This window comes from Streptomyces sp. NPDC048389 (genome assembly GCF_040706335.1).
Taxonomy (GTDB): domain Bacteria; phylum Actinomycetota; class Actinomycetes; order Streptomycetales; family Streptomycetaceae; genus Streptomyces.
The window spans coordinates 12,411-34,660 of record NZ_JBEZKP010000061.1 but is presented as its reverse complement, the minus strand read 5'-3'; the positions used below and the strand labels follow the sequence as shown (position 1 = coordinate 34,660).

The 22,250-nt window shown below is 73.4% G+C and carries 9 protein-coding genes; 4 read left to right on the top strand and 5 right to left on the bottom strand.

Annotated features, from left to right (window positions below):
• From AB0903_RS29350 to AB0903_RS29340, 3 genes are read right to left on the bottom strand one after another with little or no spacing between them, the layout of a single operon-like run.
• Window positions 1–891 (bottom strand): ABC transporter ATP-binding protein, encoded by an 891-nt coding sequence (locus AB0903_RS29350; protein WP_366707749.1) that lies wholly within the window; start codon window positions 889–891, stop codon window positions 1–3.
• A 32-nt stretch (window positions 892–923) separates the two neighbouring features.
• Window positions 924–2,027: an iron chelate uptake ABC transporter family permease subunit gene (locus AB0903_RS29345; protein ID WP_366707748.1), complete on the bottom strand. Its 1,104-nt coding sequence runs from the start codon at window positions 2,025–2,027 to the stop codon at window positions 924–926.
• Window positions 2,024–3,100: an iron chelate uptake ABC transporter family permease subunit gene (locus tag AB0903_RS29340; protein WP_366707747.1), complete on the bottom strand. Its 1,077-nt coding sequence runs from the start codon at window positions 3,098–3,100 to the stop codon at window positions 2,024–2,026. The genes AB0903_RS29345 and AB0903_RS29340 overlap by 4 nt, the downstream gene beginning before the upstream one ends.
• 251 nt (window positions 3,101–3,351) lie before the next feature.
• On the opposite strand from AB0903_RS29340, the gene AB0903_RS29335 reads away from it, so the two are divergent.
• The 4 genes from AB0903_RS29335 to AB0903_RS29320 all read left to right on the top strand — a co-directional run bounded on the left by AB0903_RS29335 (window position 3,352) and on the right by AB0903_RS29320 (window position 7,614).
• Entirely contained in the window at window positions 3,352–5,049 is a 1,698-nt protein-coding gene (locus AB0903_RS29335; RefSeq protein ID WP_366707746.1) for an ABC transporter ATP-binding protein, read from the top strand.
• An 86-nt stretch (window positions 5,050–5,135) separates the two neighbouring features.
• On the top strand, window positions 5,136–6,926 hold the full coding sequence (locus tag AB0903_RS29330) for an ABC transporter ATP-binding protein (protein WP_366707756.1): 1,791 nt from the start codon (window positions 5,136–5,138) through the stop codon (window positions 6,924–6,926).
• A gap of 161 nt (window positions 6,927–7,087) precedes the next feature.
• Entirely contained in the window at window positions 7,088–7,360 is a 273-nt protein-coding gene (locus AB0903_RS29325) for a type II toxin-antitoxin system Phd/YefM family antitoxin (protein WP_366707755.1), read from the top strand.
• The gene (locus AB0903_RS29320; protein WP_366707745.1) at window positions 7,357–7,614 is read left to right on the top strand and encodes a Txe/YoeB family addiction module toxin; all 258 of its coding nucleotides are present in this window, start codon (window positions 7,357–7,359) and stop codon (window positions 7,612–7,614) included. Before AB0903_RS29325 ends, AB0903_RS29320 begins: the two co-directional genes overlap by 4 nt.
• A 68-nt stretch (window positions 7,615–7,682) precedes the next feature.
• On the opposite strand, the gene AB0903_RS29315 is transcribed toward AB0903_RS29320, so the two are convergent.
• Both AB0903_RS29315 and AB0903_RS29310 read right to left on the bottom strand, forming a co-directional pair.
• On the bottom strand, window positions 7,683–7,892 hold the full coding sequence (locus tag AB0903_RS29315) for an MbtH family protein (protein WP_366707744.1): 210 nt from the start codon (window positions 7,890–7,892) through the stop codon (window positions 7,683–7,685).
• Window positions 7,889–22,108, bottom strand: coding sequence for an amino acid adenylation domain-containing protein (locus AB0903_RS29310; RefSeq protein WP_366707743.1), 14,220 nt, complete (start codon window positions 22,106–22,108; stop codon window positions 7,889–7,891). Before AB0903_RS29310 ends, AB0903_RS29315 begins: the two co-directional genes overlap by 4 nt.
• Between the last annotated feature and the right edge of the window lie 142 nt (window positions 22,109–22,250).

The window sequence follows — 22,250 nt, the reverse complement described above, 5'->3', positions numbered from 1 at the left end:
CTAGGAGGTCTCGGCCAGCACGGCGTCGGCGGCGCCGGCCCTTTCGGCCCGCCGCGGGTCGCGCGCGCCGCCCTCCGCCCCGTACCGCCTGGGCGCCGCCGGCACCATCAGCGGCGTGCCGGTCTCGGGGTCGTCGATGATCCGGCAGGGCAGTCCGAACACGTCCTCGACCAGCTCGGCCGTCATGACCGTCGCCGGGTCGCCCTGGGCGGCGATGACGCCGCCGGGACGCATGACGATGAGGTGGGTGGCGTAGCGGCACGCCTGGTTCAGGTCGTGCAGGACGGCGACGACGGTGTGTCCCTTGTCCGCGTGGAGGTCGGCGCACAGGTCGAGCACCTCGACCTGGTGGGCGATGTCCAGGAACGTGGTGGGTTCGTCGAGGAGCACGATGGAGGTCTTCTGCGCCAGGACCATGGCGAGCCAGACGCGCTGGCGCTGGCCGCCGCTGAGGTCGTCCACGGGCCGGTCGGCGAGTTCGAGAACGCCGGTCTGCCGCATCGACTCCACCACGGCCGCCTCGTCCTCGGCGGACCACTGCTTCAGCAGCCGCTGGTGCGGGAACCGGCCGCGCGCCACCAGGTCGCCGACGGTGATGCCGCCGGGCGCGCTCGACGACTGCGGGAGCAGGCCGAGGCGGCGAGCGACTTCACGCGAGCGGTACGAGGCGATCGCCGCGCCGTCGAGGTAGACCTGACCGGCCTTGGGCTTGAGCATCCGTGCGAGCGCCGTGAGCAGCGTCGACTTGCCGCAGGCGTTGGGCCCGATGATGACGGTGAAGGAGTGGTCGGGGATGTCGACGTCCAGGGACGTGGCCACCGTCCGCTGGTCGTAGGAGAGCGTGAGGCCCTCGGCACGCAGCCGGGGCTGCGGGGCGTTCGTTGCAGTCATGCGCGGCTCTTTCGCGACTCGGTGAGTTGCAGTCATGCGCGGCTCTTTCGCGACTCGGTGATCAGCAGCCAGATGAGGTAGAGCCCGCCGATGGCGCCGGTCGCGGTGCCCACCGGAAGGAGGGCGGGCGCGAAGATCCGCTGGACGGCGAGGTCGCTCACGACGAGCAGGAGGGCGCCCATGAGGGCGGAGGGCACCAGCGCCGGCGCGGACGACCGGGTGAGCCTGCGTACCACTTGGGGTGCCGCCAGGGCGATGAACCAGATGGGGCCGGTCACCGCGGTGGCGAACGCGGCCAGGGCGACGCTGATCACGAGGAGGGCGGTGCGCGTGCGGGTCACGTTGACGCCGAGCCCCATGGCGGTGGTGTCGCCCATCTCCACCATGGCGAGGCGGCGGGAGAGGAGGAGGGCGGGTGGCAGCAGGACGGCCAGTGCGAGGCCGATGGCGTTGGCGTGGACCCACAGTCGGTTCCCCAGGCTGCCGATCAGCCATGCCTGGGCTTCCAGGGCCTCCTGGAACGTGGCCCGGGTGATCAGGTACGAGTTGACGGCGAGCAGCAGCGCGCTGACGCCGACACCGATGACGACCAGCCGGAAGCCCTGCAGCCCGCGGCCGATCATGAGGAGGTGGACGGCGAGGGCCGTGGCGAGGCCGCCGATCAGCGCTCCGAACGCGATCTGCGTCATGCTGCCGTGCAGCACGATGATGACGACGAGAGCGCCCACGGCCGAGCCGTTGGTGAAGCCGATGATGTCGGGGCTGCCGAGCGAGTTGCGGGTGAGGCTCTGCAGGATCGCCCCGCTCACGGCGAGGGCCGCTCCGACGAACACCGCGGTCAGGATGCGGGGCATGCGCAGCGTGTTGACGACGAAGTCGGCGGCACCGGATCCGTTGCCGGTCAGTGCCTGGAGAACCTCCCCGACGGTGAGCGGGAAGTCGCCGGTGGTCAGGGTGACGCCCACGACGAGGACGAGGGCGGCGAGCAGCAGCGCGGTGACGGCGACGGTGCGGCCCTGTACGCGCAGGGAGAATGCGCCCGCTCCGGTACGGACGACCCGGCCGCTGATGACACGGGTGACGCGGTCGTCCACGGGCCCGGGTACGGAGGTCTTCGCCTCCCGGACGTCGCTCACAGCATGACCAGCTTTCGGCGGCGGCACAGCGCGATGAACAGGGGTGCGCCGATGAACGCGGTGACGATGCCGACCTGCACCTCGCCCGGAGCGCCGAGCACCCGGCCCAGGACGTCCGACCCGATGAGCAGGACGGGTGCGAGGAGCATCGAGTACGCGAACACCCAGCGCTGGTCGGGGCCGACGACGAACCGGGCGATGTGCGGTACGGCGAGCCCCACGAAACTGATCGGCCCGGCCGCGGCGGTGGCGGCGCCGCACAGCAGCATCACGGCAAGGGCGGCCAGCACCCGGGTGCGGCCGACGTTCACGCCCAGGGCACGCCCCACCTGGTCGCCCATGGCAAGGGCGTTGAGGGACGGGGCCAGCAGGAGGGCGACGACCAGCCCGACGGCGACGAACGGCAGGATCAGGAGGACGATGTCGTAGTAGCGGCCCGCGAGCGAGCCCACGGTCCAGAACCGGAACTGGTCGAACGCCTCCGGATCGAACAGCAGCACACCCCAGTTGAAGGCGTACAGCACGGCGGTCACCGCCGCACCCGCGACGACGAGCCGGTCGGGGGTGGCGAGTTGACGTCCGGAGGAGCCGAGGAGGTAGACGCCCACCGACGCGGCGGCCGCCCCGGCGAGTGCGAACCACACGTAGCCGAAAGGAGCGGCCACGCCGACGAAGGCGATGGCCACCACGACGCCCGCGGAAGCGCCCAGGTTCACCCCGAGCAGCCCGGGGTCGGCGAGCGGGTTGCGTGTCAGGGCCTGCATCAGGGCGCCGGACAGCCCGAGCGCCACTCCGACGAGGAGGCCGAGGATGGTGCGGGGGATGCGGTAGTCGTGGACGATGACGGAAGCCTGCGACCCGTCAGGCCGCCACAGCAGGTCCCATGTCGAGACGAAAGGGATCCCTCGGGTGCCCACCCAGACACTGACCAGTGAGACGAGGACCAGCGCGCCGAGCGTCACGAGGAGTCCGAGACCGCGCAGAGCCACGGCCGCCGGGCGCACCGTCGGCACGACGGGCTCGGCAGGACCCTCGGTCCCGCTCCGGGACGCCGCCTGGGCTTCGACGGACAACGACCACTCCCCCTGGTGGCGGTTCGCGCACCGCACGGTACGCGAGACGCGAAATGAGCTGTGCTGCAAGCGACGTGACACGGCGGACGACGCAACTTAGGTGAGCCTAACCGTACAACTCCGGCAGGTCAATGTGGCCATACGGCCGACCCGGCCACGCCTCCCGAGGGGCCCCGCACGCACCCTTGGCACCAGCCATCATTAAGGTAGCCTTACCTAACCATCCGCTTATGTTCTTGTGGAGGCTCCGCATGCCCGCTGGAGGACCAACGGGAGGCCATGTCCTCCGAAGAGCGCTGGGTGATCAACGCCCCCGCATCGTCGGAGCGTCGCTCCTCGGCATGGCACACCAGGCGTGCGAGGCCCTTGTCCCCGTCGTCATCGGACTCGTCATCGACGAGGCGGTGGCCACCGGTTCCTCCGGTGCGCTCCTGCGGTGGCTGCTGGTGCTCGCCGTCCTTTTCCTCGTGCTGTCCACGTGCTACCGGAACTCCGCACGGCTCACCGAGGGAGCGGGCGAAGGCGCCGCGCACCGCATCCGGCAGGACCTCGCCGCCCGGGTGCTCGACCCGCGCGGCGGCGCCGACAACGGCCGGCTGCCCGGAGCGCTGACCGCCGTCGCGACCGGTGACGCCCGACGGGTCGGCTCGGTGGCCTCCGCCCTGCCGTACGCGCTGTCCGCGGTCGCCGGACTGGCCATCAGCGCGGTGGCCCTCCTGCGTATTTCCGTCCCCCTCGGCCTGCTCGTCCTCCTCGGCGTCCCGCCCCTGCTGTGGATCGGCCACCTCATCAGCCGCCCGCTCGAACGGCGCAGCGACGCCGAGCAGGAGCACGCCGCCCACGCCTCGGGGGTCGCCGCGGACCTGGTCGCGGGGCTGCGCGTCCTGAAGGGCATCGGCGCGGAACCGGCGGCGGTCTCCCGGTACCGGGGTACGAGCAGGAGCTCGCTCGCCGCTGCCCTGCGAGCGGCCCGCAGCCGGGCCTGGCACGACGGCGCGATCCTCGCCCTGACGGGCATTTTCATCGTGGTCATCGGACTCGTCGGCGCCCATCTGGCGATGCGCGGCACGATCAGCGTGGGCGACCTGGTGGCGGCCGTCGGCCTCGCCCAGTACCTCCTCGGACCCTTCCAGCTCCTCACCTACGTCAACGGCGAGTTCGCCCAGGGCCGCGCGTCGGCCGACCGGGTCGCGGAAGTCCTCGCCGCTCCGCACGCCGTCGCGCCCGGGACGGCGGCGCTCCCGCAGCCGGTCGCCGGACGGCTGCGGCTACGGGGCGTCACCCACGGCGCCCTGCGCGGCGTCGACCTCGACATCGCTCCCGGCAGCGTCGTCGGCGTCGTCGCCAAGGACCCGGCCGCCGTGAACGACCTGCTGCTCTGCCTGGGCCGCGAACTCGACCCGGCGGAAGGGACCGTGGAGCTCGACGGCGTACCGCTGGCCGACCTCGACCCGGGCGACGCCCGCCGGGCGATCCTGGTCGCCCACCACGACGCCGACCTGTTCGAGGACAGCCTCCTCGCCAACGTACGGGCCGGAGCGGACACCGACACGGCGGACGTGCGGCCGGCGCTGGCCGCCTCGGCGGCGGACGACGTCGCCCAGGCGCTGCCCGACGGTGTGGACACCGTCCTGTCCGAGCGAGGCCGTTCACTCTCCGGCGGCCAGCGCCAACGGGTGGCGCTCGCCCGCGCCCTGGCCGCCGACCCGCCGGTCCTCGTCGTCCACGACCCGACCACGGCCGTCGACACGGTCACCGAGGCCCGTATCGCCTCCCGGCTGCGCGACCTGCGCCGGGGCCGCACCACGGTCCTGGTCACCACCAGCCCCGCCCTGCTCGCCGGGACCGACGTCGTGGTGATGCTCGACGACGGCACGGTGGCCGCGGAGGGCAGCCACCCGGAGCTCGTCGCCGCCCACGAGACGTACCGCTCGGCGGTGCTGGCATGACGACCGTGCAGGACGGCGACGCACACAACAGCGACGCGCAGGACAACGACGCGCGAGACCGAGACGTGAAGGACGAAGGACGGACCATGAGCGGACCCGGCACGCCCGAACGCGAGCTCCTGCCCACCGCCACCGGCGCCCGGACCCTCTCCGTCGTCCGCGAACTGCTCCGCAGTCACCGCCTCCTGGCGGTGGCCGCGGTGACCGTCCTGGTCGTCGGCACCGGCATCGGGCTGCTGACCGCCCCGCTGCTGGGGCGGATCGTGGACCTGGTCGTGGACCGGCGCGGCACGGACGCGCTGACCGTGCCGATGGTCCTGCTCCTCACGGTGGCCGTGGCCAGGGGCGTCGCGACCGCGATCGGCAAGTCGCTCGTCGCCCGGCTCGGGGAGACGATCCTCGCCGACCTGCGGGAGCGGTTCATCGCCCGGGCACTGCGGCTGCCGCTCGAACGGGTCGAGCGGGCCGGTTCCGGCGACCTGACCTCGCGGGTGACGGGTGACGTCACCCTGATCGCGAAAGCGGTACGGCAGGCGCTTCCCGAGTTCGCCGGAGCCTTCCTCACCATCATCTTGACCCTGGTGGGTCTGACCGTCCTCGACTGGCGGTTCCTGCTCGCCGTGCTGGTGGCCGTGCCGGTCCATGTCCTGACGGTGCGCTGGTACATCCCGCGCGCCGCGAGGATCTACGCCGCGCACCGGGTGGCGACCGGTGCCCTCCAGCACCAGCTCCTCGACAGCGTCGGCGGAGTCCGTACGGTACGGGCGTTCCGTCTGACGGACCGGCACGCCGAGCTGGTGGAGCGGCGGTCGCAGACGGCCGTCGACCTGGCGGCGCGGGGCATGCGCCTGGTCTCGGGCTTCTTCTCCCGCCTCAACATCGCCGAGTTCATCGGCATGGCGTCGATCCTCGTCACCGGCTTCCTCCTGGTCGACGGCGGGTCCGTGAGCCTTGGTACGGCGACCGCGGCGGCGCTCTACTTCCACGGCCTGTTCAACCCGATCAACGCCGCGCTCTTCCTCATCGACGACGCCCAGTCCGCCGGGGCGAGCCTCGCCCGCCTGGTCGGTGTGTCGAGCCTCCCCGCCGAACGGGAGCCCGACGGGCCGGTCGCGGCGCCGGTCGACGGGTCCGTCAAGGTGACGGGGCTCGGCCACGCCTACGTGGACGGCCACCCGGTGCTGAGTGACGTCGAGTTGGACGTACGCTCCGGGGAGCGCGTCGCCCTGGTCGGCGCCAGCGGCGCGGGAAAGACCACCCTGGCGAAGCTGATCGCGGGCGTCCACGACCCGGCGGCCGGCACGATCTCTCTCGGCGGCGTGGACACCCGGGAGCTGGGCTCCGCCGGGGTACGGCGGGCGGTCACGTTGATCAGCCAGGAGGTCCACGTCTTCGCGGGGCCACTGGCCGAGGACCTGCGGCTGGCCCGCCCCGAGGCGACGGACGAGGAGCTGCGCGCGGCACTGGCCCACGTGGATGCCCTGGAGTGGGTCGACGCGCTCCCCGACGGCCTGTCCACGGTCGTCGGCGAGGGCGCCCACCGCCTGACGGTGACCCAGGCCCAGCACCTGGCCCTCGCCCGTCTCGTCCTCACCGACCCGCCCATCGCCATCCTCGACGAGGCCACCGCCGACGCCGGCAGCGCGGGCGCCCGCGTCCTCGAGACCGCCGCCCTGCGGGCCCTGGAGGGCCGCACGGGCCTGATGGTCGCCCACCGCCTCCCCCAGGCGGCCACCGCGGACCGCGTCGTCGTCCTCGACCAGGGCCGCGTCGTCGAGACCGGCACCCACGACGAACTCGTCGCGGCGGGCGGACGCTACGCCGAACTGTGGTCGGCCTGGTCCGACAGCCGCCGGGAGCCGGCGGTCCCGGCGTAGGGCGCGTAGGGCGCTCTCTCGTCCGCCAAGGCTCCCGCCCACCAGCGCGTGGTCGGGAGCCTTGCGGTGCGATGCCCTCTCGCATTCCCTTACCGTTGGTACCCGAAACTCGTACGACACTGGTACCGTTTTGTCGTACGACTCGGAGAGAGGGCATGATCATGACCATAAGCGCCAGTGAGGCCCGCAGGGACCTCTTCCCGCTCATCAAGCGCGTTAACGACGATCATGCTCCAGTGCGCATCAGCTCCAAGGGCGGCGACGCCGTCCTGATGTCCGCCGAGGACTACGATTCCTGGCAGGAGACCGTCTACCTGCTGAAATCCCCTGCGAACGCTCAACGCCTGATGGAAGCCGTCGCGCGCGACAGGGCCGGCGTGGTCACGATCACGAAGACGATGGAAGAGCTTGAAGCCCTGGCGGGTGAGGGGTGAGGAGTGTCCACTTCGACCCGGCCGGATGGGAAGACCTTCTGTTCTGGCTGAGCTCGGACCGCGGTACGGCCCGCAGGATCACCAGGCTGATCACCGAGATCCAGCACACCCCGTTCACCGGTATCGGCAAACCCGAGCCGCTGAAAGGCGACCTGTCCGGCTACTGGTCGCGCCGTATCAACGACGAGCACCGGCTCGTGTACCGGGTGGACGACAAGGAAGTCAAGGTCCTCAAGGCCCGCTACCACTACTGACCGCTCACCGACACCGCCGCCCGTGGAGGAGAACCTCCACGGGCGGCGGTGCGTCGCGGCGTGGGCCGTCAGCCCTGCCGGGCCACGAGGCTCGCGGGGCGCAGGTCCGTCCAGTGGGACTCCACGTACGCCAGGCACGCCTCGCGCGTGTCCTCGCCGAAGACGCTGCGCCACCCGGCCGGCACCTCCGCGAAGGACGGCCACAGCGAGTGCTGGTTCTCCTCGTTGACCAGGACCAGGAAGCGGCCCTGCGGGTCCTCGAACGGGTTGGTGCTCATGCGGTTCCACTCCTTGTGGACAGTTCGGTCATGGCGGTGAACAGCTCCGAGAGCGGCTGCTCCGGGTCGGCTGCCACGGTGCGCAGCAGCCTGAGTAGTTCGTCGGCGAGCCGCTGTGCCTTGGCGGTGCCGAGCAGGCCGGTCGCGTGGATCAGCCCGCAGTGGACGGGGCCCTCGCCCCGCGGTTCGTAGAAGCTGAGCGTCAGTTGCGCCCGCGTCGAGCCGGTCGGCACGGCGTCGAGTGAGCCGACGCCGCCCTCCAGCTGCTCCAGGTCCGCCTGCTCATGGTGGATCACCATGACCTGCGGGCCCTGTGGAGGCAGACCGGTCGCCCGGACGATCTCCTCGAAGGGGACCTCCTGGCGGTCGAGCGCGCTCAGCGTGGTCTCGCGTACGCGCGACAGCAGCTCCGCGAACGTCGGGTCGCCCGCGGTGTCGGTGCGCAGCACGACCGTGTTGAAGAAGCAGCCCACCAGGTCGGCCAGCTGGTCGTCGCTGCGGCCGGCGACCATCGTACCGATGGGCAGGTCCGTGCCCGCGCCGTGGGCGGTGAGCAGCGCCGCCAGGGCGGAGTGCAGCACCATGAACATGCTGGTGCCGGTCGCCCGGGCCAGGTCGTCCACCGCCGCGTGCAGCCGCTCGTCGAGGACGAAGCCGACGTGGTCGGCGCCGGGCGCGGACGAGTCGGAGCCGTCGGCCGGGAGCGCCAGCTCGGCCGGGACGTCCTTCAGCGTGTCCCGCCAGTAGGCGAGTTGGCCCGCAGCGCGGCTGTCGGGGTCGTCCGGGGCGCCCAGGACCTCGCGGGCCCAGCGGCTGTAGTCCGCGTACGAGACCGGCAGCGGCTCCCATTCGGGTGCCCGGCCCTCCGCGCGGGCCGCGTACGCCGCCGTCAGGTCACGGAAGAGGGGGACGACCGACCATTCGTCCACCGCCAGGTAGTGCATGGTCAGGAGGAGCGCCTGGCTTCCTGCGGCCTCCGTCAGCAGGTGAGCCCCGAGAGGTGCCTCGCGGTCGGGCCGCGGTGCTCCCGCGGCCAGCTCCGCCAGGCGGGTCTCCAGGTCCGCGCACTCCTCACGCGTCAGTGCCGGGGGCTCGGCGTCCCGTTGGTACAGCGCGCCGTCCCGTTCCGTGAACGCCGTCCGCAGCGGTTCGTGGCGGGCAGCCACATCGGCGAGCGCGGCCGCCAGGGCGTCCGCGTCCAGACCGCCGGGCGAGCGGAGCACGAGTGCGTGGTCGAAGCCGGGTGCGCGGCGGTGGGCGTCCCAGTGCCAGCGCTGGACGGGGGCGGCCGGGAGCGGTTCCCTGTGGTCCCTCGCGGGACGGAGCGCCGGACGGGCGGTCGCCGCGCCCTTCAGCTTGCCCTCGATGCCGGCGACCGTCAGCGCGTCGAAGACGTCACGGATGCTCAGCTCGACCCCGAACTCGGCGCGGATGCGGCCCAGGAGCCGCATCGAGGCCATGGAGTGGCCGCCGAGTGCGAAGAAGTTGTCGTGGACGCCGACCTTCTCCAGCTTGAGGATCTCGCAGAACAGCTCGGCGAGCTTGGCCTGCGTCGCCGTCGCGGGGCGGGCGTCACCCGTCATGGCCGCCCAGTCCGGCGCGGGCAGCGCCTTGCGGTCGAGCTTGCCGTTGGGCGTGAGCGGCAGCGGGCCGTCCAGCGGGACGACGAGCGCCGGGACCATGTACTCGGGCAGGACGCCCGCCACATGGGCGCGCAGCTCGTGCGGGGCCGCCTGCCCGGCCTCTCCCGCCTCCAGTACGGCGTAGCCGACGAGACGGACGATGTCGCCGTCGCGGTCGGGCACCACGGCGGCCTGGGCCACCGACGGGTGCGCGGTGAGCGCCGCCTCGATCTCGCCCAGCTCGATACGGAAGCCGCGCACCTTCACCTGGGTGTCGACGCGTCCGAGGAAGTCGAGGTTGCCGTCCGCGCGCCAGCGGGCACGGTCACCGGTGCGGTACATCCGGCTGCCGGGCGGGCCGTACGGGTCGGCGACGAACCGCTCCGAGGTCAGCCCGGCCCTGCCGAGGTAGCCGCGCGCGAGGCCGCGTCCACAGACGTACAGCTCGCCCGTGACACCCGGCGGGACGGGCCGCAGGTGGTCGTCGAGGACGTAGCAGCGGGTGTTGGGGTCGGGCCGGCCGATGGGCACCCGGCCGGACGGGCGGCCTCCGTGCTCACGGGCGGGCCACAGCGTGGAGTTGACGGTCGCCTCGGTGAGCCCGTACGCGCAGATCAGGTGGGCCGTGGCTCCGAAGCGTTCGAACAGGTCCGGCGGCACGGTCTCCGTACCGACGAGGACGGTCGACCCCTCGGGCAGTTCGCAGCCGGGCGGCAGCGCGGACACGAGGGACGGCGGCAGGATCATGTGGGTGATCCGCTGGTCGGCGAGGAAGTCGGTGAGCGCGGGGCCGGCGACCCGGGCCTCGTCGGTGATGAGGACGAGGCGGCCGCCGTGGCAGAGCGCCATCGACAGTTCGAAGGCGAAGACGTCGAAGCCGATCGAGGCGAACTGCAGGACACGGCTGTCCCGTTCCAGGCCCATCCGGTCGACCGCGGTGGCGACCAGGCTGGCGATGCCCTCGTGGGGGACGACCACGCCCTTGGGGCGGCCCGTCGAACCGGACGTGTAGATCACGTACGCGGCCTGGTCCAGGCCCGTCGGCTCGCCCCCGAGGGCGGTCTCCGGCAGGGCCTCCAGCTCGGCGGCCACCGAGGGCTCGTCGAGCAGCACCACCGGCACGCCCGCCACCTCGGGGATCTTGCCCGCCACCGGCTCTGTGCCGACCACGAGGGCGGCCCGCGAGTCCTCGATCATGTAGGCGAGGCGGTCGGCCGGGTGGACCAGGTCGAGCGGCAGGAACGCGGCGCCCAGCTTCAGCGCCGCCAGCACCGCGGCCACCATGTCGACCGAGCGGGGCACGGCCACACCGACCACGCTCTCGGCACGCACACCGCGGGCGGCCAGCAGCCGGGCGATGCGGTTGGCGCGGGCGTCCAGCTGCGCGTACGTCACGGAGCGGGAGCGGTCGACGACGGCGACCGCGTCGGGGCGCTCGGCGAGCCTGCGCGCGAACAGGGCCGGGAACGACTCCTCCTCGACGTCGCGGGCCGTGGCGTTGAAGCCCTCCAGGACCAGGCGCCGCTCGTCGTCGCGCAGGATCCCGGCCTGCGAGACGGGCCGCTCGGGAGCGGCCACGAGCTCCGCGACGAGCGCCCGGAGGCGGTCGCCGAGACGCTCGGCGGTGTCGTGGTCGAACAGCTCCGTGGCGAACTCCAGACGGCAGCCCAGGGAGCCCGTGCCGCCGTCGGCCGGGGTGTGCTCGGTGAAGCTGAACACCAGGTCGAACTTGGCCGAGCGGATGCGGAAGGGCACGTAGTCGGCGTGGAGGCCGGGCAGTTCCAGTCCGTCACCCGTGCGGGCGTGGTAGCCGACCATCACCTGGAACAGCGGGTTCCTGGACAGCGACCGGGTCGGGTTCAGCTTCTCGACGACCGACTCGAAGGGCACGTCCGCGTGCGAGAACGCCGCGAGGTCCGTCTCCCGTACCCGGCCGAGGAGCTGCGTGAAGCTCGGGTCGCCGCTCAGGTCGGTACGCAGCACCAGCGTGTTGACGAAGAAGCCGACCAGGTCGTCCAGCGCCTCGTCGCCGCGCCCCGCGATGGGCGAGCCGAGGGGGATGTCCGTCCCGGCGCCCATGCGGTGCAGCAGGGCGGCCACGGCGGCGTGCACCACCATGAACATGCTGGCACCGGTCCGGCGGGCGAGCCTCTTCAGACCCTCGTGGACGTCGGTGTCGAACGTGATGTCCAGTTCGGCGCCGGTGAACGCCGGCCGTGCCGGGCGCGGCCGGTCCGTGGGCAGCTCCAGTTCCTCGGGCGCGCCGTCCAGCGTCGTACGCCAGTACTCCAGCTGCCGGGCGGCCAGGCTGTCCGCGTCGGCCGGGTCGCCGAGGAGGCGCTGCTGCCACAGCGCGTAGTCGGCGTACTGGACCGGCAGCGGCTCCCAGTCCGGTGCGGAACCGGCGACGCGGGCGGCGTAGGCGGTGGCCAGGTCGCGCAGGAACGGGCGGTCCGACCACTCGTCGGTGGTGATGTGGTGGAGCAGCAGAACGACGACATGGTCCTCGGGGGCCAGCTCCACGACCGTGGCGCGCAGCGGCAGTTCGGCGGCCAGGTCGAAGGGCCTGCCCACGGCAGCCTCGACGATGCCGGGCACCTCGTCCTCGGTGGCACGCAGCCGCTCGACCACGGGCCGCGCCTCGTCGGCGGGCAGCACACGCTGGAACGCCTGGCCGTCGCGCTGCGTGAACACCGTGCGCAGGGCCTCGTGCCGGGCGGTCACATCGGCCAGCGCCGTGCTCCACGCGTCGGTGTCGAGGGCGCCGCGCAGCCGCATCACCAGCGGGAAGTTGTAGGCGGCCGAGGTGCACTCGATCTGCTGGATGACCCACAGCCGCTGCTGGGCGTGGGACAGCGGCAGCTCGTCGGGCCGCTCGCCGGCGGTCAGCACCGGCCGGGCGGCGCCGCCGGAGCGGGCCGCCCGCTCGACCAGTTCGGCGACGGTGGGCGCCTCGAACAGGTCGCGGATCGCCAGTTCGGCGTCGAGCGCCGTACGCGCCCGGCTGACGAGGCGGGTGGCGAGCAGCGAGTGGCCGCCCAGCTCGAAGAAGTCGCCGTCGATGCCGACGCTGCCCTCGGGCAGGCCGAGCACCTCGGCGAAGAGCGCGCACAGCGTCTCCTCCCGCGGTGTGCGCGGCGCGCGGCTGGTGCCCCCACCGGCGAAGTCGGGGGCGGGCAGGGCCCTGACGTCCAGCTTGCCGTTGACGGTCAGCGGCAGCGTGTCCACGGGGACGAGCGCGGACGGGACCATGTAGTCGGGCAGCCCGGCCTTCAGGTGGTCGCGCAGCCGCTGGAGCAGGTCGTCGCCCGGCTCCGTGCCGTCCTCCGGTGCGAAATAGCCGACGAGGCGCTTCGTGCCGGTGCTCTCGTTGACGACGACCGCCGCGTGGGCGACATCGGGATGCGAGGAAAGGGCGGTGGAGATCTCGCCCAGTTCGATGCGGTAGCCGCGGATCTTCACCTGGTCGTCGGTGCGGCCGAGGAAGTCGAGGAGGCCGTCGGGCCGCTGCCGTACGAGGTCGCCCGTGCGGTACATCCGCTCCCCCGGCTCCCCGAAGGGGTCCGCGACGAACCGCTCTGCGCTCAGGCCGGGACGGTCGTGGTAGCCGCGGGCCAGGCCGGTGCCGGAGATGTACAGCTCGCCGGGGCAGCCCGGCGGGACCGGGCGCAGCATCGTGTCCAGGACGTAGGCACGGGTGTTGCGGATGGGCATGCCGACCGTCGGGGTCGCGCTGTCCGTGGTCGAGCCGCCGAGGGTGTTGATCGTGTACTCGGTCGGCCCGTACAGGTTGTAGCCGTAGGTGCCCTCGGTGCGGCGCAGCTTCGTCCACACCGTGTCGGACACGGCCTCGCCGCCGAGCAGGACCAGCGCGGGCCGGTGGCGGCCCGTGTTCTCGTCCTGGTCGAGGAGGCCCTCCTCGATGAGGAGCTGGGCGTACGTGGGCGTCACGTTGACCACGTCGACCCGGTGCCGGTCGCAGTAGGCGACCAGGGCCTCCGCGTCACGGCGCAGCTCCTCGTCGCAGACGTGGACCTCGTGGCCCTCGACGAGCCAGAGCAGCTCCTCCCACGACATGTCGAAGGCGAAGGACACGGTGTGCGCGATGCGCAGCCGCCGCCCGCCGGCCGAGGCGATGGCCGGGTCGAAGATCTCCTTCTGGTGGTTGAGCTGCATGTTCGTCAGGCCCCGGTAGGGAGTGACGACGCCCTTGGGCCTGCCGGTCGAGCCGGAGGTGTAGATGACGTACGCCGGGTGCTCCAGGCGGCCCGGCACGTCGTGTGCGAACGCCGGCCGCTCGGCGTCCGTGATCCCGTCGCCGGGCAGGGCGGCCAGCTCGGCGGCCACGGCCGCGTCGTCCAGGAGGAGTTCGGGGGCGACGGGGCCGTCAGGTCCGCGAAGCGTCGGGGCGACGGCCGTGGTGGACACCAGGCACAGCGGGCCCGTGTCCTCGGCCATCAGCCGCAGCCGGTCGGCGGGGTGGTCCAGGTCCAGCGGCAGATACGCGGCGCCGGTGCGCAGGACGGCGAACAGCGCGGCCACCATGTCGATGGAGCGGGGCAGCGCCAGCGCCACGACCTTCTCCGGTCCGGCACCCCGGGCCAGCAGCAGCCGGGCTATCCGGTTGATGTGCGCGTCCAGTTCGGCGTACGTGAGGGCGCGCTCGCCGAAGACCAGCGCCACCGCGCCCGGGGTACGGGCGACCTGGGCGGTGAGCATGTCGGCGATCGTCTCGTCCGGCACGGGCTCGCGGCTGCCGGCCCACTCGGCCGTCAGGGCGGCGCGCTCCGGCGGCAGCAGCAGGTCCACGCCGACGGTCCGGGCCAGGGCGGCGTCCGGGGCGGCGAGGGTCTCCGCGAGCCGCTCCAGGACGGTCGTGAACCGGCCGAGGATCGTGGTCGCGGCCTCCGCGTCGAACAGGTCGGGCCGGGCCGCCAGGGTGACCCGCAGCCGGGTCTCGGGCGTGACGATCAGGGTCAGCGGGAAGTGGGTGCCGTCCACGTTCGACACGTCGGTGATGCCGTGCCGCTGCCGGAGCGCCGCGGCGCGGTCCTCTCCGTCGGCGGAGCGGAGCACGAACAGCGTGTCGAACAGACGGCGGTGGCCGGTCTCCTGCTGGAGGGTGCCGAGGCCCACGTACTCGTACGGCATGACCGCGGCCCGCTCGGACTGCATGCGCCGCAGCAGGTCGAGCAGGGGTTCGTCCGGGGCGAAGGCGACGCGCGCCGGGATGGTGTTGAGGAACATGCCGATGATGCCGGCGACGTTCGGCACGTCCGCGGGCCGTCCGGCGACCGCGGTGCCGAAGGCGACGTCGCCGCGGCCGGTCATCGCGGAGAGGACCAGGCCCCAGGCGGCGTTGAGCACCGTGTTCAGGGTGAGGCCGTGGCGGCGGGCCAGGGAGCGCAGCCGGTCGCTGGTCTCCCGGGTCAGCAGCGCGTCGAAGTCGGCCGGGATGACCGGGCCCGCGTCGCGGCCCGTCGGGGCCACCAGGGTCGGCTCGTCGAACCCGGCGAGCGCGGCGCGCCACGCGTCGACGGCCCGGGTCGTGTCCTGCTCGTCCAGCCAGGACAGGTACGCGCGGTACGAGCCGGGGGCGGGCAGACCGGTGGTGTCGCCGGCCCGCTCGTACAGCGTGAACAGCTCCTCGAGGAACAGCCACGCGGACCAGCCGTCCCACAGGATGAGATGGTGGGTGACGACGAGCCGGTCGCGTCCGTCACCGAGCCGGATCAGCTGGAGGCGGCACAGGGGCGGCGCGGACAGGTCGAAGCGCCGGCGGCGGTCGGCCGCCAGCAGCTCGTCGACGCGGGCGCGCCGCTCGTCGGCGGGCAGGGCGGACAGGTCGCTCTCCACGAGCGGGATCTCAGCGCCGTCCGCGACGAACTGCACGGGCCGCGGCAGGCCGTCGCTGGTGAAGCCGGCGCGCAGGCCGGCGTTGCGTTCCAGCAGAGCCCGGCACGCGGCGCGCAGCCGGTCGGCGTCGAGGCGGTGGTCGAAGTCCAGGGTCTCCTGCGACAGGTAGACGTCGAGGGCGTCGCCCGTGTCGTAGGTGGCGTGGAAGTACATGCCCTCCTGGAGCGGCGAGAGCGGCCAGATGTCGGCGACGGGCAGCCCCGCGACGGCCTCGACGCGGGCGGTCTCCTCCTCGGTCAGCTCCAGTCCGCCCAGGGGGGCGGAGGCGGCCGGGGGCTGGGTGCCCGCGGCGGCGGTCAGCTGATCGAGGAGTGCCTGGAGGGCGGGGTCGACCGCGGCACCGGGGCCCTGCTGCGCCAGCATCGCCTGGAGGGCGGCGGCGGCCTGCCCGGCGTCGGTGGCCGAGACGGTCACGGCCGGGGTCTCGGTGCTGTCCTGGGAGTCCGGAGCCTCGGCGGCCGCCGCGGCGAGCGCGGCGGGCGTACGGTGCTCGAACACGTCACGCGGGCTGATCGTCAGTCCCCTTTCCCGGGCCTGGGTGACGACGGCGATCGAGGTGAGGCTGTCGCCGCCGAGCATGAAGAAGTCGTCGTCGGCCCCGATCCCCTGCATGCCGAGAACGGCGGTGAAGATCTCGCACAGCGCGCTCTCGCGCTCGTCGCGGGGCGCGCGCCCACCCGCCCTGGGGGCGGCGGCCGGCGCGGGCAGGGCGTTCTGGTCGAGCTTCCCGCTGGGCGTCAGCGGCAGTTCGTCCAGGGCGACGACGGCGCCGGGCACCATGGCCTGGGGCAGCACGCCGGCGAGCGCGTCGCGCAGGGCGTCGGTGTCGAGGGCCGGCGTGTCCGAGGCCGCCACCGCGTAGCCGACGAGCGCGCCGTCGCGGACGACGACGGCCGCGCGGGCCACGCCCGGCGAATTCGCGAGGGCCGCCTCGATCTCGCCCAGCTCGATCCGGTTACCGCGGATCTTCACCTGCCGGTCGGTGCGGCCGAGGTACTCCACGGCGCCGTCGGCACGGCGCCGGACCAGATCACCGGTGCGGTACATGCGGGCTCCGGGCTCGCCGAACGGGTCGGCGACGAACCGTTCGGCGGTCAGGCCGTGCCGGCCGTGGTAGCCGCGCGCCAGTTGGACGCCCGCGAGGTACAGCTCGCCCGGCACCCCGTCCGGGACGGGCCGCAGGAAGGCGTCCAGCACGTGGAGGCGGGTGTTCCAGACGGGCCGGCCGATCGGGACGGCGAGCTCGGTGCCGCCCTCGTACGGGAAGTACGTGACGTCGACCGCGGCCTCGGTGGGCCCGTACAGGTTGTGCAGCGGTACGGGGCCGCGGCCGTGGCGGGACGTCAGTTCGGACCAGCGCCGGGCGTCCGGGCCGGTGAGCGCCTCGCCGCTGCAGAACACCCGGCGCAGGCTCGCCGCCCAGTCGGGGGCACCGGTGCCGGCCTCCATGACCTGGACGAACGCCGCCAGCATCGACGGTACGAAGTGCATCGTCGTGACCCGCTCGGTGCGGATCAGCTCGGCCAGGTACGCCGGGTCGCGGTGGCCGTCGGGCCGGGCGAGAACGACGGTGGCGCCCTCGACCAGCGCCCAGAAGAACTCCCACACGGACACGTCGAAGCTGGACGGGGTCTTCTGGAGCACCCGGTCGCCGCGGTCGAGCCCGTACTCGCCCTGCATCCAGGCCAGGCGGTTGACGATCGCCCGGTGGGTGACGGCGACGCCCTTGGGGCGGCCCGTGGAGCCGGAGGTGTAGATCAGGTAGGCGGGGTGGTCGGCTCCCGCCTCCACGCGGGGCGTGTCCGGTGCGACCTCGTCGTGGTCCACACGGACGTGTTCGAGGCCCGGCACGTCGGGCAGCCGCCCGGTGGATTCAGCGGTGGTCACGACCGTACGCGCCCCGGAGTCCCCCAGCATGAACGCGACCCTGTCGGCGGGGTAGTCGAGGTCGACGGGCAGGTAGGCGGCGCCCGCCTTGTGGACGCCGAGCAGCGCGACCATCAGCTCGGCCGAGCGGGGCACCGCGACGGCGACGAACCGCTCGGGGCCTGCGCCGCGAGCCCGCAGCCGGCGGGCCAGGGCCTCGGCGCGCCGGTCGAGCTCGGCATACGTCAGGGTCGTGCCCTCGAACACGACGGCGGGCGCGTCGGGGGTCCGTGCCACCTGGGCGGCGAAGAGCGACGCGAGGGTGGCGTCCGGGTCGGGGAGCGGGCGAGCGGTGGCGTTCAGCTCGGTGATGCGCTCCTGCTCACGGCCGGACAGCAGGCCGACGCGGGCGACGCGGCGGCCGGGGTCGGAGACGACGGTCCGCAGCAGCGTCTCGAACCGGTTGGCGAGGACCGCCACGGCCAGTTGGTCGAGCCGCGCGGCGTCGTACTTGAAGCGCAGCGACAGATGGCCGTCGCGCGCCTCGACGATCAGCGCGAGCGGGTAGTGGACGGCGTCGAACACCTCGGCGCCGGTGACGAGCGGCGTGGCGGACCCGCTGCCGGCCGTGAGGTCGCCGGACGGGTAGTTCTCGAACACCACCAGGGTGTCGAAGAGTTCCCCGCCGCCCGTGATCCGCTGGATGTCGGCGAGCCCGAGGTGCTGATGGTCCAGGAGGGCCGCGTGCTCGTCCTGGACGCGCCGCAGCAGGTCGGTGAGCGACTCGTCGGCGCGCGGGCTCACACGGGCCGGGACGGTGTTGATGAACAGGCCCACGGCAGTGGCCAGGCCCGCGACGTCGGTGGTGCGCCCGGACACGGTGGTGCCGAAGACGACGTCCCGGCTGCCGGTCAGCCCGCCCAGCAGCAGCGCCCAGGCGCCGTTGACGACGGTGCTCAGGGTGAGGCCGTTCGCGCGGGCACGGGCCGTCAGGTCGGCGGTGAACGCCTCGGGGAGCCGTACGTCCACGTGCTCGGGGCGGGCGGGTGCCGCGGCCGGAGCACCGTCCGTGAGCGCGTCCGGCAGCCGGGTCGGCCCGTCGAGTCCGGCCAGGGCGCGGCGCCAGGCGTCGCGGGCGGCGTCCCGGTCCCGGCCGGCCAGCCAGGACAGGTAGGCGTGCGGGTCGACGGGCTCGGGCAGGGCGTCGCCCTGGTAGGCGGCGGTCAGTTCGCGCAGCAGCACGGACACGGACCAGCCGTCCGCGATGATGTGGTGCAGGGTGAGCAGCAGCCGGTGGCGCCGCCCGTCCCGCACCAGGGTGGCCCGCATCAGCGGCGGCTGTGCGAGGTCGAAGCCCTCGGCGCGGTCCTTGCGCAGCAGTTCCTCCAGCGGCGTCCGTTCGGTGTCGGCCTCCCGCCACGGCAGCGCGACGCGCTCGGCCGTCCGCTGGACGACCCGCCCGCCGGGCAGCTGCCGGAACGCGGCCCGCAGCAGGGCGTGCCGGTCCAGAAGCCGCTGCAGCGCTTGCCGCAGCCGCTCGGGGTCCACCGTGCCCGCCATGTCCAGCAGCTCCTGAACCACGTACAGGTCCCCGGCCTCCCGGTCGAACTCCGCGTGGAAGAAGAACCCCTCCTGGAGCGGGGAGACGGGCAGGGCGTCGGCGTCGAGCTCGACGACCGGGGCGGCCACCGCCCGCGGAGCCTCCCCCGCGGCCCTGGCCAGCGCGGCCACCGTGCGGTGCCGGAACACGTCGCGGGGGGTGAGCGCGAGACCGCTCTCGCGGGCGCGGTTCACCAGCTGGATCGCGACGATGCTGTCGCCGCCCAGTTCGAAGAAGCTGTCGTGGACGCCGACCGAGGGCAGGCCGAGCACGTCGGCGAACAGCGCGGCGAGCGCGCTCTCCGCGGGGGTGGTGGGCGCGTCGTCACCCGCCATCGCGGTCCACTGGGGTGCGGGCAGGGCGCGGCTGTCGAGCTTGCCGTTCGGGGTGAGCGGCAGGGGGCCGTCGAGGCGTACGAGCGCGGACGGGACCATGTAGTCCGGGAGACTCTCCGCGATCCGGGTGCGCGCCGCGGCCACGGAGGTGTCCGGGTCCGTGCCGGCCTCGGGCACGAGGTAGGCGACGAGGCGCTTCACGCCCCGGTGGTCCTCGCGGACGAGGACGGCGGCCTGGGCGACACCGGGGCAGGCCATGAAGGCGCTCTCGATCTCGCCCGGTTCGATGCGGTGGCCGCGTATCTTGATCTGGCCGTCGGCGCGGCCGAGGAACTCCAGGTTGCCGTCGGCTGCCCAGCGCACCCGGTCACCGGTGCGGTACATGCGGGCGCCGGGCTCCTCGGCGTACGGGTCGGCGACGAAGCGCTCGGAGGTGAGCCCCGGCCTGCCCCGGTAGCCGCGGGCCAGGCCGCGCCCGCCGACGTACAGCTCGCCCTCGGCTCCGACGGGCACCGGGCGCAGCGCCGAGTCGAGCACGTAGGCGCGGGTGTTGGGGTCGGGACGGCCGATGGGCGCGGCGCCGGGCCTGTCGGCCTCCGCGAGCCACAGCGTGGAGTTGACGGTGGCCTCGGTGAGGCCGTACGCGACGACGACCTTCACACGTCCGGCCCAGCGGGCGATGAGCTCGCTGGGCACCGCCTCCGTGCCGACGACCAGTACGGCGCCGTCGGGCAGTTCGCACTCCTGCGGCAGCGCCGAGACGAGAGACGGCGGCAGGATCATGTGGGTGGCGCGGTGGTGTGCGATGTAGTCGGTGAGGGCGGGCCCGGCGACGCGGCGCTCGGTGGGGACCATGATGACGCGGCCGCCGACGCACAGTGACATGACCAGGTCCCAGACCGTCACGTCGAACCCGGCGGACGCGAACTGCACGACGCGGCTGTCGGCGGTGATGCCGATGCGGTCGGTGGCGGTGGCGATGAGGCTGCCCACACCGTCGTGCGGGACGACGACGCCCTTGGGGCGGCCCGTGGAGCCCGAGGTGTAGATGACGTACGCGGCCTGGTCCAGGCCGGCGGCGACGCCGAGGTCCGAGGGGTCGAGGGCCGCGCACTCGGCGGCCACGTCGGGCTCGTCGAGCAGTACGTGCTCGACCCCGGGCGCGTCCGGCAGGTCGGCGGACAGGTCGCGGGTGGTCACGACCGTACGCGCGCCGGCGTCGTCCAGCATGTAGGCGATGCGGTCCTGCGGGTGGTCGGCGTCCAGCGGCAGGTACGCGGCTCCCGCCTTCATCACGGCCAGCAGGGCGACGACGAGCTCCGGGGAGCGGGGCAGCGCCACGGCGACGACGTCCTCGCCGCCCACGCCCCTCGCCACGAGGAGGCGGGCGAGGCGGTTCGCGGCGCCGTTGAGCTCCGCGTACGACAGCTCCCGGTCCTCGCGGACGAGCGCGACGGCGTCGGGGGCGTGACGCACTCGCTCCTCGAAGGCCGCGGGCCAGGTCGTCTCGGGCGAGGGGCGGGGCGCCACGCCGAACTCGGCGAGCAGCCGGGCCCGTTCGCCGCCCGACGTCAGTTCGATGTGCCCGATGGGCAGGCGGAGGTCCGAGGCGAGCGTCTCGAGCACCATGAGGAAGCGGCGCTGGTGCTCGGCCAGCGTCCGCTCGTCGCAGACGTCGGCGTCCGCGTCGAGGTGGATGCGCAGGCCGTGGCCCTCCTCGTAGTCCCCGAACGTCAGGGCGAGGTCGCTGACCGGGCCGAGCCACAGCGGGACGAACTCGGCTTCCGCGTCGCCGAAGCGCAGCGCTTCCGGCTGGGGAAGGATGTTGACGGTCGGGCCGACCAGCTCCTGCACGCCGTCGACCAGGCCGAGGTCCCTGGCGAGGTCCTCGGCGCGGTAGCGGCTGTGGGCGACGGTCTCGGAGACCGCCGTGCGGACGGTGTCCAGGAGCTGAGCGCCGGTCATGTCGGGGCGGACGGTGAGGCGCAGCGGCAGGATGTTGGACACCATGGCGGGGACGCGCCGCGTCGCAGGGTCCAGGCGGGTGGTGACCGGCAGGCCGAGGACCAGGTCCTGCTCGCCGGTGACGCGGTGCAGATAGGCCGCGGAGGCGGCCAGCAGAAGGCGTGACAGCGGCATGCGCGATGCCGTCGCCAGGGCGCGCAGCGGGGCGGCGGCCTCGGGCGCGAGCTCCGTGGTGCGACGGACGCGGCGCTTCATCGGCGTGGCCGCGCGCTCGACGAGGCGGACGGGCTCCGGCAGGCCGGCCATCCGCTCCAGCCAGTACGCCCGGTCCTCGGCGTACTGCTCACAGGCGCGGTACGCGGTGTCCGCGTCGACCAGCCTGGACAGGGTCCAGTCGGGGGCGGCGGCCTCGTCGCCGACCGTGTAGAGGTCGCCGGCGCGGCGGGTCATCTCGGCGATGCCGGCACCGTCGACGACGATGTGGTGGTAACGCTGGTACCACCAGACGCGGTCGTCGGCGAGCCGGAGCAGCACCTGCGCGAACAGGGGGCCTTCGGCCAGGTCGGCGGGGCGGTCACGGTCCGCGTCCATCCACCGGTGGGCCGCGTCCTGCGGGTCGGGCTCGCCCCTCAGGTCGACGCAGGGGACCTCGACGGGAAAGCGCGTGGGCACCTGCCGCGGCGCGCCCTTGATGTCGGCGAACCGGACGTGCAGGCTCTCCGCTTCCTCCGTGGCCTGCCGGACGGCGGCCGTCAGGCGGTCCAGGCCGATGTCACCACGGAGTTGGAGGACGAACGAGATGTTGTAGGCCGAGCCGTCCGGCTCGATCTGCTGGGCCAGCCAGATGCCGGACTGCCCGCCCGTGAGGGGTGTCCCGGAAGCGGACGTCCGGTCCGACTCGACGTCAAACATCGTTCGAAAGGGCCTTTCCCTGGTGGTGCGTCAGTGATGTGTGGTGATCGGGGCGCGGTCACGCGGAGCGTTGCCGCCGCCACTGCCTGATGGCCTCGAGCCGCACCACGGCCTCGTACCGGCGGACACCGTGGACGGCGGG

Excerpts from the sequence above, each read along its gene's own strand:
- AB0903_RS29350 (WP_366707749.1), bottom strand. The coding sequence starts at position 891 with ATGACTGCAACGAACGCCCCGCAGCCCCGGCTGCGTGCCGAGGGCCTC.
- AB0903_RS29335 (WP_366707746.1), top strand. The coding sequence starts at position 3,352 with ATGCCCGCTGGAGGACCAACGGGAGGCCATGTCCTCCGAAGAGCGCTG.
- AB0903_RS29330 (WP_366707756.1), top strand. The coding sequence starts at position 5,136 with ATGAGCGGACCCGGCACGCCCGAACGCGAGCTCCTGCCCACCGCCACC.
- AB0903_RS29325 (WP_366707755.1), top strand. The coding sequence starts at position 7,088 with ATGACCATAAGCGCCAGTGAGGCCCGCAGGGACCTCTTCCCGCTCATC.
- AB0903_RS29315 (WP_366707744.1), bottom strand. The coding sequence starts at position 7,892 with ATGAGCACCAACCCGTTCGAGGACCCGCAGGGCCGCTTCCTGGTCCTG.
- AB0903_RS29310 (WP_366707743.1), bottom strand. The coding sequence starts at position 22,108 with ATGTTTGACGTCGAGTCGGACCGGACGTCCGCTTCCGGGACACCCCTC.